We start from the raw sequence: 14,038 nt of genomic DNA on the forward strand, positions 1-14,038 counted from the left end.
CTCCGGATAAAAGAGGATGAGCGGGCGGATGAGCTATTATGACGTTCTGATCGTGGGGGCCGGCCATGCCGGCGCGCAAGCGGCGATCTCGCTGCGGCAACACGGTTTCGAAGGCTCGGTCGGCATGATCGGTGATGAACGCGATCCGCCCTATGAGCGCCCGCCTTTGTCCAAGGAATATTTTGCCGGCGACAAGAGCTTCGACCGAATCCTGATCCGCCCTGCCGCCTTCTGGGACGAACGCAAGATCGACATGTTGCTGGGCAAGCGGGTCAAGAGCGTCGATCCGGTCGGCAAATTCGTCACCGTCGGCGACGAGGAAATCGGCTATGACAAGCTGATCTGGTGTACCGGCGGCAGTCCCCGGATGCTGACCTGTGCCGGCGCCGAAGCCGCCAATGTCCATGCCGTGCGCCGCCGCGATGATGTCGACGCGATGATGGCGAAGATCGACAGCGTCAGCCATGTCACCATCATCGGCGGTGGCTATATCGGGCTGGAGGCGGCCGCCGTCCTCTCCAAGTTCGGCAAGACCGTCGTCCTGCTCGAAGCGCTCGACCGGGTGTTGGCCCGCGTCGCGGGCGAGGATCTCTCGCGCTTCTACGAGGCGGAGCATCGCGCCCATGGCGTCGATCTGCGCACCGGCGCGAAGATGGACTGTATCGCGGTCGAGGACGGCCGGGCGACCGCGGTGCTGATGCAGGATGGCGAGCGGATCGAGACCGACATGGTGATCGTGGGCATCGGCATCGTGCCCGAAACCGGCCCGCTGATCGCGGCGGGCGCGGCCGGCGGCAATGGCGTCGATGTCGACGAATATTGCCGCACCTCGCTGCCCGACATCTATGCCGTGGGCGATTGCGCCGCCCACGCCAACCGCTTTGCCGGCGGCGCGCAGATGCGCCTCGAATCCGTCCAGAACGCCAATGACCAGGCCAAGACCGCCGTGGCCCATATCCTCGGCAAGGAAGAGGCCTATGACGCCGTGCCCTGGTTCTGGTCGAACCAATATGATCTGAAGCTCCAGACAGTGGGCCTCTCGACCGGCTTCGACCAGACGGTGCTGCGCGGCGATCCGGCCACCCGCAGCTTCTCGGTCGTCTATCTGAAGGGCGGCAAGGTAATCGCGCTCGACTGCGTCAATGCGGTCAAGGACTATGTCCAGGGTCGCGCCCATGTGCTGTCGGGCGCACACCTCGATCCCGCGCAACTGGCCGATGCCGGTATTCCGCTCAAGGAAGTCGGCCTCGCCTGACCGGTCGGCGACGACGCGACAAGGGAATTTTCCTACGAAGTTCACAGTGTCGTCGCCCCGTTTTGCGCCATTTTCCCGGCATAGGGTCATCGGAAAGCGACGGCGGTGCGACAATCGTGCGCTTGTGAAGCGGCACCGACGCACCGGCGAAGCGACGATCAGGCGACTAGGACGCGACAGGGCGGTTGCGGCGGGCTGTGGCAATGCGGTCGATGTGGGAGCGACAAGAGCGGCCAATTCCATCCCACAGGGTGGACCAGAAAAATGCCGAGTAGGAAAGACGGCCGGGAAGCGACCGAACCCCGCCATTGCAAGCGTAGCGAAGCAATGACGATATCGGGTTTTGACGGCTGACGACCACTTGCAGACCTCGGGGCTGCTGATAATCAACCGGTATGAGCCCAAGAGCATACATCATCTGCTTCCCTGCATCGGTAGCAAGCGGGACGGTCGATGAAATGCTTCGGGTAGCTGCCGAATTGGGTGCTATCTCAGTGGGAACCAACGATCGCGAATATTTTGTTGTTATCGAGCGATCAGCCGATCTTGAGCGTTTCGACCGGCTCACCTCCGATTGGAAGAAGAGTGAAATGGTTGTCGTTCGACCGCTCTAACTAAAGTCCGCCAACCACCCAAATCCCCCCTACCCCCGAAAGCGGCTCTCGCTTGCCAGTTCCCATGGTCCGCCACGATAGTGCCAGGCGGCCAGGCCCGCGATCGCCAGCGGGCGAGGATGGAAATCGGCGCGCAATCGGTCGGCCAGCACCCGCGCGACCCTCCGCTCCACCTTGTTCTGCACGGTCAGATGCGGGCGAAAGCCGGCCTGGTCCTGCGGCGTCAGCAGGCCGGTGAAGGCGTCCGCCAATTCGCCACGCAACGCCGCCAGATCGGGACTGTCGATGCGATAGGCGACCCCCTGCCCCAATAGCAGCACATCGCCCAGCCGCGCCCGTGGCGTCGGGCCGGCGCATATCTGTTTCATCCGCGTCCTGAGTTCGGGTAGCAGCGAAGGCGGCAGATGATGGAACAGGGTGACATGCGCCGGCACCTGATTGCGTTCGGGCGGAAAATGGGCGCGGCGCAAGCCATTCGCCCAGGCGAAATCGGCAGCGCCCAGCAGCGCGGTGACGATGATCGGATCAGCCAGGACCGCCTCCCTGCAACGCGATGGCGGACTTTCGCCCGGCCGGGACAGGCTATATGATGACAGAAGCCGCGCCCGGCAAGCAGGCGCGGACCAGGAGGGGAAGCATCATGCGCGCACCGGCATCCTTCGTCATCATCGCCGTCATCCTGCTGCTATGGAACCTGATGGGGGTCGCCGCCTTCGTCATGCAATATGGCGCCGATCTTGGCGAACTCGCCAAGACCGATCCCGACACCGCCCGCGCCTTTGCCCAGATGCCCGGCTGGGCCTGGGCCGTCTATGCGATGGCGGTGGGCGCCGGCACGCTGGGCGCGATCGCCCTGCTGTTGCGCCGCCGCGTCGCAGTGCCGCTGTTCCTGCTGTCGCTGCTCGCGGTGATCGTCCAGTTCGGATACACGTTCCTCGGCACCGACCTGCTGGCGGTGAAGGGCGCGGGCGCGGTGACCTTCCCGGCTGTCATCGTCCTGATCGGCATCGGCCAGTGGCTCTACGCCCGCAATCAGGCGGCCAAGGGCCTGCTGCGCTGATCGGCTCCGATCAGGCCGCGCTCTGCAATATCTCCTGGCCGATCATGTCCACGTCGAACGGCGCGGTCTGGTAGAGGTCGTTGATCCAGTTGCCGAACAGCAGATGGGCATGGCTGCGCCAGCGATTTTCCGGCGGCCGGGTCGGGTCGTCATCCGGGAAATAATGGGCCGGCATCTGGCGGCCGCCATCGCGCGCATATTCGTCGCCCAGGGTGCGCGTGTCATATTCGACATGGTTGAACATGTGCAGGAAGCCGTGGCGCGGATCATGCACCAGGCAAGGCCCGGTCTCCGCGCTGTCGGCCAGCAATTGCAGCCCGCGATCGACCGGCAGCGATTCCCGCCGCACTTCCGACCAGCGCGACACGGGGATCGAGAAATCGTCCGAAAAGCCCCGCAGATAGGGCGAGGCCGGGGCATGGTTGCGATGGCGGAACACGCCGAACGCCTTGCGCTCCAGCGCGTGTTTCGGAACCCCGTGGAAATGATAAAGCGCCGCCTGCGCCGCCCAGCAGATGCTGAGCGAACGATGCACATGGGTCTGGGTCCAGTCGAAGATGGCGCGCAGTTCCTGCCAGTAGCGCACCTCCTCGAACGGCAGATGCTCGACCGGCGCGCCGGTGATCAGGAAGCCGTCGAACCGCTCGTCGCGCACATCGCTCCAGGCGCGGTAGAAGGACTGCATATGATCGGCGGAGGTGTTGCGCGACACATGGTCGCTGATCCGCACCAGCGTCAGTTCCACCTGCAGCGGGGAAGCGCCGAGCAGCCGTGCCAACTGCGTCTCGGTATCAATCTTGTTGGGCATCAGGTTCAGCAGCGCGATCCGCAGCGGGCGGATATCCTGCCGCACCGCGTCCGCCTCGCCCATCACGGCAACGCCTTCGGCTTCCAGCGTGCGGCGGGCGGGCAGGTCGTCGGCAATCTTGATCGGCACGTCTCGTCAGTCCTTCCTGGTGGGGCGACGATCGGTGGCTGAGGTCCGCTTTGTTGCCGGATCGGCCACATCCTCCCGGATCGGGAGTGCCACCTTGCCCGGAACGGCAGGTTGGCGTTGGGCGTCGCCCCAACTCTTGATGCTGCGCTATCCCTAGCGCGCGCCGGGCCATGTGGCAAGCCCGGCTATATATCGGCCAAGCCGGGCTTTACAGCTCGCCCCGTGCGCGGCGGATCTCGAACCATTTGCGCACATTCTCATTATGCTGCTGATAGGTGTCGGCGAAGATATGGCCGCCCTTCCCGTCCGCGACGAAATAGAGCGCATTCGTCTCCGCCGGGTGCAGCACCGCCAGGATCGACAGTCGGCCCGGATTGGCGATCGGCCCCTTGGGCAGGCCGGTCATGGCATAGGTGTTGTAATCGTTGACGTCGGCGATCTCGGACTTCTTGATCCGGCGGCCGAGCGGCTTGCCCCTGGTGATCGGATAGATGATCGTCGGGTCGGCCTGCAGCATCATGTTCTTGCGCAGGCGATTGCTGTAGACGCCGGCGACCATCGGCCGCTCCTTGGCGATCGCGGTTTCCTTCTCGACGATCGAGGCGAGGATGATCGCCTCCTGGGGCGACTTGGCGATCGTGTTGGGCGCGCGTTCGGCCCAGAGCTTCGCCAGCGCCTTGTCCATCGCCGCCTGCATCCGCTTCAGCACGGCGGCGCGCGGCTCGCCCTTGTCGAAGGCATAGCTGTCAGGCAGCACGCTGCCCTCCTGCGGCACCGCGACTTCGCCGGTCAGCTCGTCATTGGCCATCAGCCGTTCCTGCACCAGGATCGACGGCATGCCTTCGGGAATGGTGACCAGCCGGGTCAGCGTCTTGCCGCCCTGCAGGATCGAGAGGATCTCGCTATTGCTGGCGCCCTTGGGCAGCACGAACTCGCCGGCCTTGATCGGCTTGGCGCCGCCAAAAACCTTCGCGCGGGTCAGGAAGGCATCGGCCGAACGCACCGCGCCGGCCGATTTCAGCAGCACCGCGGCATCGGACAGGGTCGATCCCTCCGGCACGACGATGCTGATATCCTGGGTGGCCGGTCCCGTCTCGGTCCAGCCATGGACGAAGCGGAAACCGACAAAGGCGACAACGGCCAGGCCGATCAGAAGGATGATGCAGCCCAGTCGCCGCACCGGATTTGCGCCGGATCGTCTTGCCATCATCCCAACTGCCCGACCCAAATAATGCCCAACCGGCTATGGCTTACATGATCCTCCCCCATTGGGGGAGGGGGACCGCGCCCGAAGGGCGTGGTGGAGGGGTATCCCGCCATCGATAGGGTGATACCCCTCCGTCAGGCCTTCGGCCTGCCACCTCCCCTTTGCAGGGGAAGATTGAAAGGTCAGATCGCCTTCATGATGAGCGAGGCGTTGGTGCCGCCAAAGCCGAACGAGTTGTTCAGCACCGCGCGCACCTTGCGCTCCTTGGCGACGTGCGGGACCAGGTCCACGCCCTTGCAGCTTTCGCTCGGCTCGTCGAGGTTGAGCGTCGGCGGCACGATCTGGTCGCGCATGGCAAGGATGCAGAAGATGCTCTCCACCGCGCCCGCGCCGCCCAGCAGATGGCCGATCGCCGACTTGGTCGACGACATCGACATGCTGCCCAGATGATCGCCGAACAGACGCTTGACCGCGCCCAGCTCCAGTTCGTCGCCCAGCGGGGTCGAAGTGCCATGCGCGTTCACATAGTCGATATCTTCCAGCGCCAGGCCCGAGCGCTTGAGCGCCATCTGCATCGAGCGGAAGCCGCCATTGCCTTCCGGGTGCGGCGCGGTGACATGATAGGCGTCGCCGGTCAGGCCATAGCCGATGACTTCGGCATAGATTTTCGCGCCGCGCGCCTTGGCCCGCTCATATTCTTCCAGCACGACCACGCCCGCGCCTTCGCCCATGACGAAGCCGTCACGGTTGACGTCATAGGGACGCGACGCCTTTTCCGGCGTGTCGTTGAAGCCGGTCGAGAGCGCACGCGCCTGGGCGAAGCCGGCGATGCCGATCGGGCAGATCGCGCTTTCCGCGCCGCCCGCCAGCATCACGTCGGCATCGTCCATCGCGATCATGCGCGCAGCGTCGCCAATCGAGTGGGCGCCGGTCGAGCAGGCGGTGACGACGGCATGGTTCGGACCCATCAGGCCATATTTGATCGACACCTGGCCCGAGATCAGGTTGATCAGGCGACCATGGACGAAGTGCGGCGAAACGCGGTTGGGGCCCTTGTTGGCCAGCACCAGCGATTCGCTTTCAATGCCCGGCAGGCCACCGATGCCCGAACCGATCGAGCAGCCGGCGCGCAGGCGCTCTTCTTCCGACATATTGTCCAGCCCCGCGTCGCGCAGCGCCTGGCTGGCGGCGGAAATGCCATAGACGATGAACGGATCGACCTGGCGCTGGATCTTGTGGTCGACGTCCAGCGAGGCGTCATAGCCATATTCATGATCCGCCGGCTTCACTTCGCAGGCGATGCGGCACTTGTAATCGGTGGCATCGAAGCGGGTGATCGTCGCCGCGCCGGATTTCGACGCGATGATGTTCTTCCAGGTGGTTTCGACATCCCCGCCAAGCGGGCTTACCATGCCAAGGCCGGTTACGACGACGCGACGCATATGCTTGCTCCGAAATTCCAATTTTTGGTTCCGTGCCGCTCATCTAGGCGTTCCACACGCACTTGTGAACGGCAGGCCAGATACGAAAAGGCTCCCCAAGCTCCGGGATCACCGGACAGGAGGAGCCAATCCTTGTGCAAGGAGGGCGGCCCGCCACCAAAGGCAGGCCGCGAAGCCCTTAGGCCTTGCTGTCGATATAGTCGATCGCGTCCTTGACGGTGGCGATCTTCTCAGCCGCATCGTCCGGGATTTCGACGCCGAATTCTTCTTCGAACGCCATCACCAGTTCCACGATGTCCAGGCTGTCTGCGCCCAGATCGTCGATGAAGCTGGCGTCCTCGGTCACCTTCTCGGCTTCGACGCCCAGATGCTCGACGACGATTTTCTTTACGCGATCCGCGGTCTCACTCATGAGTGGTCCTTCTTACTGGGTATCGTTGGTGGTTCTGAATAACCGTTAAGGCATTGCCCTAGTGCCAAGCCCCGATAGAGGCAAGAGGCAAGGCCGCCAAGCCCCAAGATGGAGCGACAGGCACGTTTCGGCAACAAAAAGACCGAAAAAACCCGGAAACAAGGACTTGTTTACCAAAATTTCAGCCGCTTGTGCCAGCAAATAGCCATGATCGACCGCCTGTGCCCCGACCCGTTCATCACTCCCGAACGGGTCCGAATGACCGCCTGGCTGATGCTGGCAGCAACGCTGATCGGCCTCACCTACCTGTTCGCGACGGCCCATGGCACGGTAGATTCGCTCGGCCGGCCGCTCGGCACCGACTTTTCCAACGTCTGGACGGCGGGATGGATGGCCGATCAGGGCCAGGCCGCGCAGGCATGGAACTGGCCCGCCCATCATGCAGTGCAAAAGGCGATCCATCATGATCCCGCCATCCCCTTCTATGGCTGGCATTATCCCCCGCCCTTCCTGATCCTGGCAACGCTGCTGGCGCAAATCCCCTACACCCCTGCCCTGCTGCTGTGGCAGGGACTGACGCTGGCCGGCGCACTGATGGTCGTCCGCCATGTCCTGCCGGGCCAGCGCGACGCCCTGCTCATCGCACTCGGCGCACCGGTGGTGATGGTGTGCCTGGGCCATGGCCAGAATGCCTTCATGACCGCCGGCCTGCTGGGCGGCGGCATGGCCCTGCTCGACCGACGCCCCTGGATCGCCGGCATGCTGCTGGGCGCATTGGTCTACAAACCGCAATTTGCCGTGCTGATCCCGGTGCTGATCATCGCACGCGGCAACGTCCGTGCCTTCCTGGCCGCCGGCCTGACATCGGCGGGCCTCTGCCTGCTGACATTGCTGATCTGGGGCTGGCCGGTGTGGCAGGCCTTCATCGATTCCCTACCGCTGACGCAGCATATCATCATCGAAAATGGCGCCACCGGCTGGGAAAAGATCCAGAGCCCTTTTGCCGCCATTCGCCAGTGGGGCGGCAGCATTCCGGCCGCCTATGTGGTGCAGGGTCTGGTGACAGCCATCGCCATCGGTATCGCCGCGCTGATCGCCCGGCGCGGCGCGATGGAAGTGCGGGGTGCCGCGGCACTCAGCGCAGCGCTGCTCTGCACGCCCTATGTGCTCGATTATGACTATGTGCTGCTGGGGATGGCGATCGCCTTCGTCGCGGCCGACATGGGCAAACGCGGCGCGCTAAGCTGGGAACGAAGCTGGTTGGCCTATGCCTGGATGGCCCCGCTGTTTGGCCGGGCCGTGTCGGAATGGACCCATGTGCCGGTCAACCTGATCGCCGCGATCGCCGTGCTGGCGCTGGCGATGCGGCGCGCCATCCTGCTGGACGGCGCGCTCGCTTATACTCTGCCCGGTCGGACGAAGATCGCCTGACCGGCGCGTCGGTCAGATCATCGCCATGCCGCCGTTGACGTGCAGGGTCTGGCCGTTGACATAGCCCGCTTCCTTGCTCGCCAGATAGGCGACCGCCGCGCCGATATCGTCGCCATCGCCCAGGTCGCCGGCCGGGATCTTGGCCAGGATCGTACCCTTCTGGGCATCGTTCAGCGCATCGGTCATGGCCGAACGGATGAAGCCGGGCGCCACGCAGTTCACGGTGATGCCGCGGCTCGCCAGTTCCTGGCCCAGCGACTTCGACATGCCGATGATACCCGCTTTCGACGCGCAATAGTTGGACTGGCCCGGATTGCCGGTGACGCCCACGACCGAGGTGATCGAAATGATGCGGCCGAAGCGCGCCTTCATCATCGGCTTGGCAGCGGCACGGCACAGGCGGAAGGCGGCTTCCAGATTGACCGAAATGACCTGCGACCATTCCTCGTCCTTCATGCGCAGGATCAAATTGTCGCGGGTGATGCCGGCATTGTTGACCAGGATATCGATCTTGCCGCCCAGCGCTTCCACCGCCTGCGGCACCAGCGCGTCGACGGCGGCCGGGTCAGACAGATTGCAGACCAGGGTCTTGTGGTCGCCGCCAAGTTCGGCGGCAAAGGCCTTGAGCTTTTCCTCATTGCTGCCCGACAGCGCCAGCGTGGCGCCCTGCGCGGCCAGCGCCTTGGCGATGGAGGAACCAATGCCCCCCGAAGCGCCGGTCACCAGCGCGGTCATTCCCGTCAGATCGAACATGTCAGTCTCCCTTGAAGTGTGGCGGCCGGCGGTCGAAGAAGGCGTCGATCGCCTCGTCATGATCCGCGGTCGCGTGGGCCAGCGCCTGCATGGCGCCCGCCATTTCCAAAATTTGCGAAAGTTCCGCCGTCTGCGCCGCGCGCAGTAGCCGCTTGGTCATCCGCGTCGCGTGCGGCGGGTTGGCGGCGATCGCATCGGCCTGCGCCCGCGCCACCGTCATCAGCTCCGCGTCGGGCACGACATCGCCGACCAGCCCGATCCGCAGTGCCTCGCCCGCACCGATCGTCTCGCCGGTCAGCGAGAGTTGCGACGCCTTGGAAAAGCCGATGATGCGCGGCAGCAACCAGGCCCCGCCATCGCCGGAGACAAGGCCGAGCTTCACGAAGCTTTCGGCAAAGCGCGCGCTCTCGCCCGCGACGCGCAGATCGCACATGCAGGCCAGGTCCAGTCCCGCGCCGATCGCCGGGCCATTGACCGCCGCGATCACCGGCAGCTCGATCGCCTGGAACAGCAGAGGCAGGCGCTGGATGCCCGCGCGATAGTTGCGCCGCGTCTGCGCCGGCAGGCTGGCGCGCAGCCCGCCGGCATCCGACCGCATCGCGTTGAGATCGCCGCCCGAGGAGAAGGCACTGCCCGCCCCGGTCAGGATCGCAACATGGATGCTCGCATCCCGGTCCGCCGCCTCGAACACATCGCACAGCGCATCCACCATCGCCGGATCGGAGATGGGATTGCGCCGGTCGGGCAGGTTCAGCGTGACCGTCAGGACGGCCCCGTCGCGGCTGGCAAGAACCGGGCCCTCGCTCACAGCGCGCCCAGCACCGCCTCGATATCGTCCATCGTCACCACGCTGCGCACGGTGGCGTCGGGGGCGATGCGCTTGACCATCGGGCCGAGCACCTTGCCGCCCAGTTCGACGAAATCGGTAACGCCCGCATCCCACATCGCGCCGATCGATTCGCGCCAGCGGACGCGGCCGGTGACCTGCTCGACCAGACGGTCACGAATGTCGGTCGGGTCGCTGATCGGCGCGGCCAGCACATTGGCATAGACCGGCAGCAGCGGCGCGTTGATCGTCGCTTTCGCCAGCGCTTCGGCCATCGCATCGGCGGCCGGCTGCATCAGCGGGCAGTGGAAGGGCGCCGACACCGGCAGCAGCACGCCGCGCTTGATGCCATGATCCTTGACCAGCGCGACCGCGCGCTCGATCGCGCCCTTGTGGCCGGAAATGACGACCTGGCTGGGATCATTGTCGTTGGCGACGGTGCAGACTTCGCCCTCGGCCGCAGCATCGGCGAGCGCCTGCGCCTTTTCGATGTCGGCGCCCAGCAGCGCCGCCATCGCGCCCTCGCCCACCGGCACGGCCGCCTGCATCGCCTGACCGCGCAGCTTGAGCAGGCGGGCGGTGGTGCCAAGGTCGAACGCCTCGACCGCGCACAGCGCGCTATATTCGCCCAGCGAGTGGCCGGCGACATAATCGCCCTTGTCGGCCAGGCTGAAACCGCCTTCCTTCTGCATCACGCGCAGCGTGGCGAGGGCATTGGCCATGATCGCGGGCTGGGCGTTCTCGGTCAGGGTCAGGTCGCTCTCGGGGCCTTCCACCATGATCCGGAACAGATGCTGCGACAGGGCGTCATCGACTTCCTGGAACAGTTCCTTTGCCGCCGGGCTAGCCTCGGCCAGCGCCTTGCCCATGCCGACCGACTGGCTACCCTGGCCCGGGAAAAGAAATGCCCTCATCTTCCATCCTCTGATCTACTGGTGTCTTTCCGGAGAAAAACACGGGAATTCACGCACGTTACACTTTGAGACATATATGGCATTGAGGCGTACATTGCTTTTCGGCACGTAACGACCTGACATACCTGCCCCCTGTCTCTCCGGGGGAATATTGCTGGCCCCTTTAACGACGACGGAGTGCAAGGAAAAGGTGCGATATCGCATTGCATGGCTCACGGGATCGGTGCTTGCCCTGTCCGCCTGCGCGGCGGGGCCGAACTATCACGCACCGCAATCCGCCGCGCTGGGCGTGCCCGCCGGCTATAGCCAAGGCAGCGGCACCGCGCTGGACGACGCCACCCTCGCCACCTGGTGGACGCGGCTCAACGATCCGACGCTGACTGGCCTGATCGATCAGGCGATCGCCGGCAACCTGGACATCGTCCAGGCGCAGGCGCGGCTGCGGCAGGCGCGGGAATCCCTGCGCCAGGCCAATGCGTCCTTCCTGCCGCAGGTGAGCGGATCGGCCAGCGGCGGCAAGAATTACCGCAGCCAGGCCGGCGGCACCCGTGTCGACGACAGCGGCAACGTCATCTCCACCGGCGCCAGCAACTGGTCCAGCAGCTATTCGGCCGGCGCCAATGCCAGCTGGCAGATCGACCTGTTCGGCGAATTGTCGCGCTCGGCCGAAGCCGCGCGGGCCGATCTCGCAGCGTCCGGCTATGACCTCGCCAATGTGCGGATGACCATCATTTCCGAACTGGTCACCAACTATGTCCAGGCGCGCGCATCGCAGGAACAGCTGCGCATCGCCCGCGAGACGCAGAAGGTGCAGCAGGACAATTACGACATCGCCCGCTGGCGGTTGCAGGCCGGGCTGGTCTCCTCGCTCGACGAGCAGCAGGCCAGGGCCCAACTCGCCCAGACCAGCGCCACCATCCCGCAGCTCGAAGCCAGCCTGAAGGGCAGCCTCAACCGCATCGCCGTGCTGACCGGCCAGGCGCCGGGCGACGCGACCCGCGCGCTGGAAACACCGGCGCCGATCCCCACCGCCGCAACCGACATCGCCACCGGTATTCCTGCCGACACGCTGCGCCAGCGGCCCGATGTGCGGTCCGCCGAACGGGCGCTGGCCGCCGCCACCGCGCGGATCGGCGTCGCCCAGGCGCAGCTCTATCCCTCGCTCGGCATCAGCGGCAACATCGGCACCACGTCGAACGCCTTCAAGGATCTGTTCGACCTCATCACCGGCGGCGTCTTTGCCAATGTCGCCCAGACCATCTTCGATGGTGGCCGCCTTGCCTCGCAGGTCCGCGCGCAGAAGGCGGCGACCGATGCCGCCTTCGCCGCCTACAAGCAGAGCGTTCTCGGCGCGCTGGAGGATGTCGAAAATGGCATGGCCTCGCTCGACAGTGCGCGCCGGCGCAAGATCGAGTTCGCCACCGCTTACGAAGCGTCGAACAATGCCGCGATCCTGGCGCGCAGCCAGTATCAGTCCGGCCTGATCGACTTCCAGACCCTGTCCAGCAGCGAAACCACGTTGCTGAACGCCCGCAACAGCCTTGCCAGCGCCCAATCGGACGAGATCCTGGCCATCGCCCAGCTTTATAATGCGCTGGGTGGCGGCTGGCAGAATATGGATGACCGCCCCCATGAGCAATGACGCCAGCCCCGATCAGGATCTCAACGACTTTCTGGGCGCCAAACCCGAAAAGCCGCATCGCAAATGGCTGATCCGCGGCGCCATCGGCATCGTGCTGCTGATCCTCGTTCTGCTTGTCGCCCGCTGCTTTGCCGGCGATGACAAGCCCAATTATGCCACCCGCGAGGCGCGCCAGGGCGACCTGACGGTCAGCGTGTCGGCGACCGGCAATCTGAAGCCGATCAACCAGGTCGATGTGGGGTCCGAACAGTCGGGCAAGATCACCGCCGTCTATGTCGACGTCAATGATCGCGTGACCAAGGGACAGAAGCTCGCCGAACTGGACACCCGCCGCCTGGTCGACACGATCAACCAGACGCAGGCCCAGGTGGCCTCCTCCCAGGCCGGCGTCGCCCAGGCGCAGGCGCAGGTCGCGCTGGCCAAGGCAACGCTGGATCGCCAGCTCAACGTCTATCAGCTTTCCGGCGGCAAGGTGCCGGCCAAGACCGAACTGGATTCGGCCCGCGCCGACTATAATGGCGCGCTTGCCAACCTCCGCTCGGCCCAGGCGCAGGTGAATGTCTCGCGCGCCCAGTTGTCGACCGCCCAGACCAATCTGTCGATCGCCCAGATCGTCTCGCCGGTCACCGGCGTGGTCCTGTCGCGTGACATCGAGCCGGGCCAGACCGTCGCCGCCTCGCTCAACGCGCCGGTGCTGTTCACCATCGCCGAGGATCTCACCAAGATGGAGGTCGAGGTCTCGGTCGACGAAGCCGATGTCGGCCAGGTCAAGGAAGGCCAGACCGCCAATTTCGCCGTCGACGCCTTCCCGGGCCGCACCTTCCCGGCGAAGGTCACGCGGGTGAATGTCGGATCGAACAGCTCCAGCAGCAGTTCGTCCTCCTCGTCCTCGACCAGCACGACCAGCAGCTCGACCGGCACGGTCGTCGCCTATACCGCCGTGCTGTCAGTGGACAATGCGGACGAAACCCTGCGTCCGGGCATGACCGCGACCGCCGACATCGTGACCCAGGAACTGCATGATGTGCTGCTCGTCCCCAACAGCGCGCTCCGCTTCAAGCCCAGCAGCGGTGCCGGATCGGGCGGCGGCATCACCAGCGTCCTGCCCGGCCCCGGCCGCATGCGCCGCAGCGGCGCCAACCGCCAGGTCAATTTCGGCGCGGGCAGCAGCCAGACCCTCTATGTGCTGGACGAAAAGGGCGATCCCAAGGCGATCCAGGTAACCGTCGGCGCCAGCGACGGATCGCGCACCGTCATCACCGGCGGCGACCTGAAGCCCGGCATGAAGGTCATCACCGGCCAGCTTGCCGCCGGCGCGCAGCAGCCCGCCGAGGACCAGAAGGCAGACCCCGCCGCTGGGGCCAATGGCTCCAAGGACCGCCCGCGCAATCCCGCCGCCGACGGCAGCCCCGCCAGCGTCAAGTCGCTCGGCAATTCGGGCGACGCCGCACCCCAGACCGCCCCGGTCGCCCCGACGCCCGCCGCCCCCCAGGGCAGCAACGGCACCGAAAGCCGGGGCACCGGGCGGCAGAGCGGAACCTGATC

General features: G+C 65.4%; 13 protein-coding genes and 1 riboswitch. Of the genes, 5 read left to right on the forward strand and 8 right to left on the reverse strand.

Going from position 1 to position 14,038, the window contains the following annotated elements; all coding sequences use genetic code 11:
• Positions 1–28: 28 nt before the first annotated feature.
• On the forward strand, positions 29–1,255 hold the full coding sequence (locus N6H05_RS18165; protein ID WP_284114264.1) for an NAD(P)/FAD-dependent oxidoreductase: 1,227 nt from the start codon (positions 29–31) through the stop codon (positions 1,253–1,255).
• Positions 1,256–1,898: 643 nt separating this feature from the next.
• On the opposite strand, the gene N6H05_RS18170 is transcribed toward N6H05_RS18165, so the two are convergent.
• Positions 1,899–2,402, reverse strand: a complete 504-nt coding sequence (locus N6H05_RS18170) for a 2'-5' RNA ligase family protein (protein ID WP_284114265.1) — start codon at positions 2,400–2,402, stop codon at positions 1,899–1,901.
• A gap of 107 nt (positions 2,403–2,509) precedes the next feature.
• Between N6H05_RS18170 and N6H05_RS18175 the strand changes: the two genes are divergently transcribed.
• Positions 2,510–2,929 (forward strand): sugar transporter, encoded by a 420-nt coding sequence (locus N6H05_RS18175; protein WP_284114266.1) that lies wholly within the window; start codon positions 2,510–2,512, stop codon positions 2,927–2,929.
• A gap of 10 nt (positions 2,930–2,939) precedes the next feature.
• Here N6H05_RS18175 and N6H05_RS18180 read toward each other — a convergent pair whose 3' ends face one another.
• The 4 genes from N6H05_RS18180 to N6H05_RS18195 all read right to left on the reverse strand — a co-directional run bounded on the left by N6H05_RS18180 (position 2,940) and on the right by N6H05_RS18195 (position 6,927).
• Positions 2,940–3,866, reverse strand: a complete 927-nt coding sequence (locus tag N6H05_RS18180; RefSeq protein ID WP_284110969.1) for a homoserine O-succinyltransferase — start codon at positions 3,864–3,866, stop codon at positions 2,940–2,942.
• A gap of 39 nt (positions 3,867–3,905) precedes the next feature.
• Positions 3,906–4,014, reverse strand: a riboswitch (SAM-I-IV-variant riboswitch).
• Positions 4,015–4,074: 60 nt separating this feature from the next.
• Positions 4,075–5,046 (reverse strand): endolytic transglycosylase MltG, encoded by a 972-nt coding sequence (gene mltG / locus N6H05_RS18185; RefSeq protein ID WP_284114267.1) that lies wholly within the window; start codon positions 5,044–5,046, stop codon positions 4,075–4,077.
• Between the two features lie 209 nt (positions 5,047–5,255).
• The gene (gene fabF / locus N6H05_RS18190) at positions 5,256–6,515 is read right to left on the reverse strand and encodes a beta-ketoacyl-ACP synthase II (protein WP_037507895.1); all 1,260 of its coding nucleotides are present in this window, start codon (positions 6,513–6,515) and stop codon (positions 5,256–5,258) included.
• 178 nt (positions 6,516–6,693) lie between these two features.
• Positions 6,694–6,927 carry an acyl carrier protein gene (locus N6H05_RS18195; RefSeq protein WP_004212096.1) on the reverse strand — a complete coding sequence of 78 codons (234 nt, stop codon included), beginning with the start codon at positions 6,925–6,927 and terminating at the stop codon, positions 6,694–6,696.
• Between the two features lie 207 nt (positions 6,928–7,134).
• On the opposite strand from N6H05_RS18195, the gene N6H05_RS18200 reads away from it, so the two are divergent.
• Complete coding sequence (locus N6H05_RS18200; RefSeq protein ID WP_284110970.1) at positions 7,135–8,358, forward strand: glycosyltransferase family 87 protein; 1,224 nt, start codon at positions 7,135–7,137, stop codon at positions 8,356–8,358.
• Positions 8,359–8,370: 12 nt separating this feature from the next.
• Here the strand turns inward: N6H05_RS18200 and fabG are convergent, their stop codons facing one another.
• From fabG to fabD, 3 genes are read right to left on the reverse strand one after another with little or no spacing between them, the layout of a single operon-like run.
• Positions 8,371–9,111, reverse strand: coding sequence for a 3-oxoacyl-[acyl-carrier-protein] reductase (gene fabG / locus N6H05_RS18205; RefSeq protein ID WP_284110971.1), 741 nt, complete (start codon positions 9,109–9,111; stop codon positions 8,371–8,373).
• 1 nt (position 9,112) lies between these two features.
• Positions 9,113–9,919, reverse strand: a complete 807-nt coding sequence (locus tag N6H05_RS18210; protein ID WP_284110972.1) for a crotonase/enoyl-CoA hydratase family protein — start codon at positions 9,917–9,919, stop codon at positions 9,113–9,115.
• A complete protein-coding gene (gene fabD, locus N6H05_RS18215; RefSeq protein ID WP_284110973.1) occupies positions 9,916–10,851 on the reverse strand; it encodes an ACP S-malonyltransferase in 936 nt (311 codons plus the stop codon). Before fabD ends, N6H05_RS18210 begins: the two co-directional genes overlap by 4 nt.
• Before the next feature lie 190 nt (positions 10,852–11,041).
• Between fabD and N6H05_RS18220 the strand changes: the two genes are divergently transcribed.
• Together N6H05_RS18220 and N6H05_RS18225 are read left to right on the forward strand one after the other, a co-directional pair.
• Complete coding sequence (locus N6H05_RS18220) at positions 11,042–12,493, forward strand: efflux transporter outer membrane subunit (protein ID WP_284110974.1); 1,452 nt, start codon at positions 11,042–11,044, stop codon at positions 12,491–12,493.
• Positions 12,483–14,036: an efflux RND transporter periplasmic adaptor subunit gene (locus N6H05_RS18225; protein ID WP_284110976.1), complete on the forward strand. Its 1,554-nt coding sequence runs from the start codon at positions 12,483–12,485 to the stop codon at positions 14,034–14,036. Before N6H05_RS18220 ends, N6H05_RS18225 begins: the two co-directional genes overlap by 11 nt.
• Positions 14,037–14,038 lie beyond the last annotated feature (2 nt).

Source organism: Sphingobium sp. WTD-1 (genome assembly GCF_030128825.1).
Classification (GTDB): Bacteria; Pseudomonadota; Alphaproteobacteria; order Sphingomonadales; family Sphingomonadaceae; genus Sphingobium.

What these genes read in the sequence shown, in the direction of transcription:
- fabD (WP_284110973.1), bottom strand. Translation starts at nt 10,851, where the DNA reads ATGAGGGCATTTCTTTTCCCGGGCCAGGGTAGCCAGTCGGTCGGCATG.
- N6H05_RS18195 (WP_004212096.1), bottom strand. Translation starts at nt 6,927, where the DNA reads ATGAGTGAGACCGCGGATCGCGTAAAGAAAATCGTCGTCGAGCATCTG.
- N6H05_RS18200 (WP_284110970.1), top strand. Translation starts at nt 7,135, where the DNA reads ATGATCGACCGCCTGTGCCCCGACCCGTTCATCACTCCCGAACGGGTC.
- N6H05_RS18175 (WP_284114266.1), top strand. Translation starts at nt 2,510, where the DNA reads ATGCGCGCACCGGCATCCTTCGTCATCATCGCCGTCATCCTGCTGCTA.
- fabG (WP_284110971.1), bottom strand. Translation starts at nt 9,111, where the DNA reads ATGTTCGATCTGACGGGAATGACCGCGCTGGTGACCGGCGCTTCGGGG.
- fabF (WP_037507895.1), bottom strand. Translation starts at nt 6,515, where the DNA reads ATGCGTCGCGTCGTCGTAACCGGCCTTGGCATGGTAAGCCCGCTTGGC.
- N6H05_RS18165 (WP_284114264.1), top strand. Translation starts at nt 29, where the DNA reads ATGAGCTATTATGACGTTCTGATCGTGGGGGCCGGCCATGCCGGCGCG.
- N6H05_RS18225 (WP_284110976.1), top strand. Translation starts at nt 12,483, where the DNA reads ATGAGCAATGACGCCAGCCCCGATCAGGATCTCAACGACTTTCTGGGC.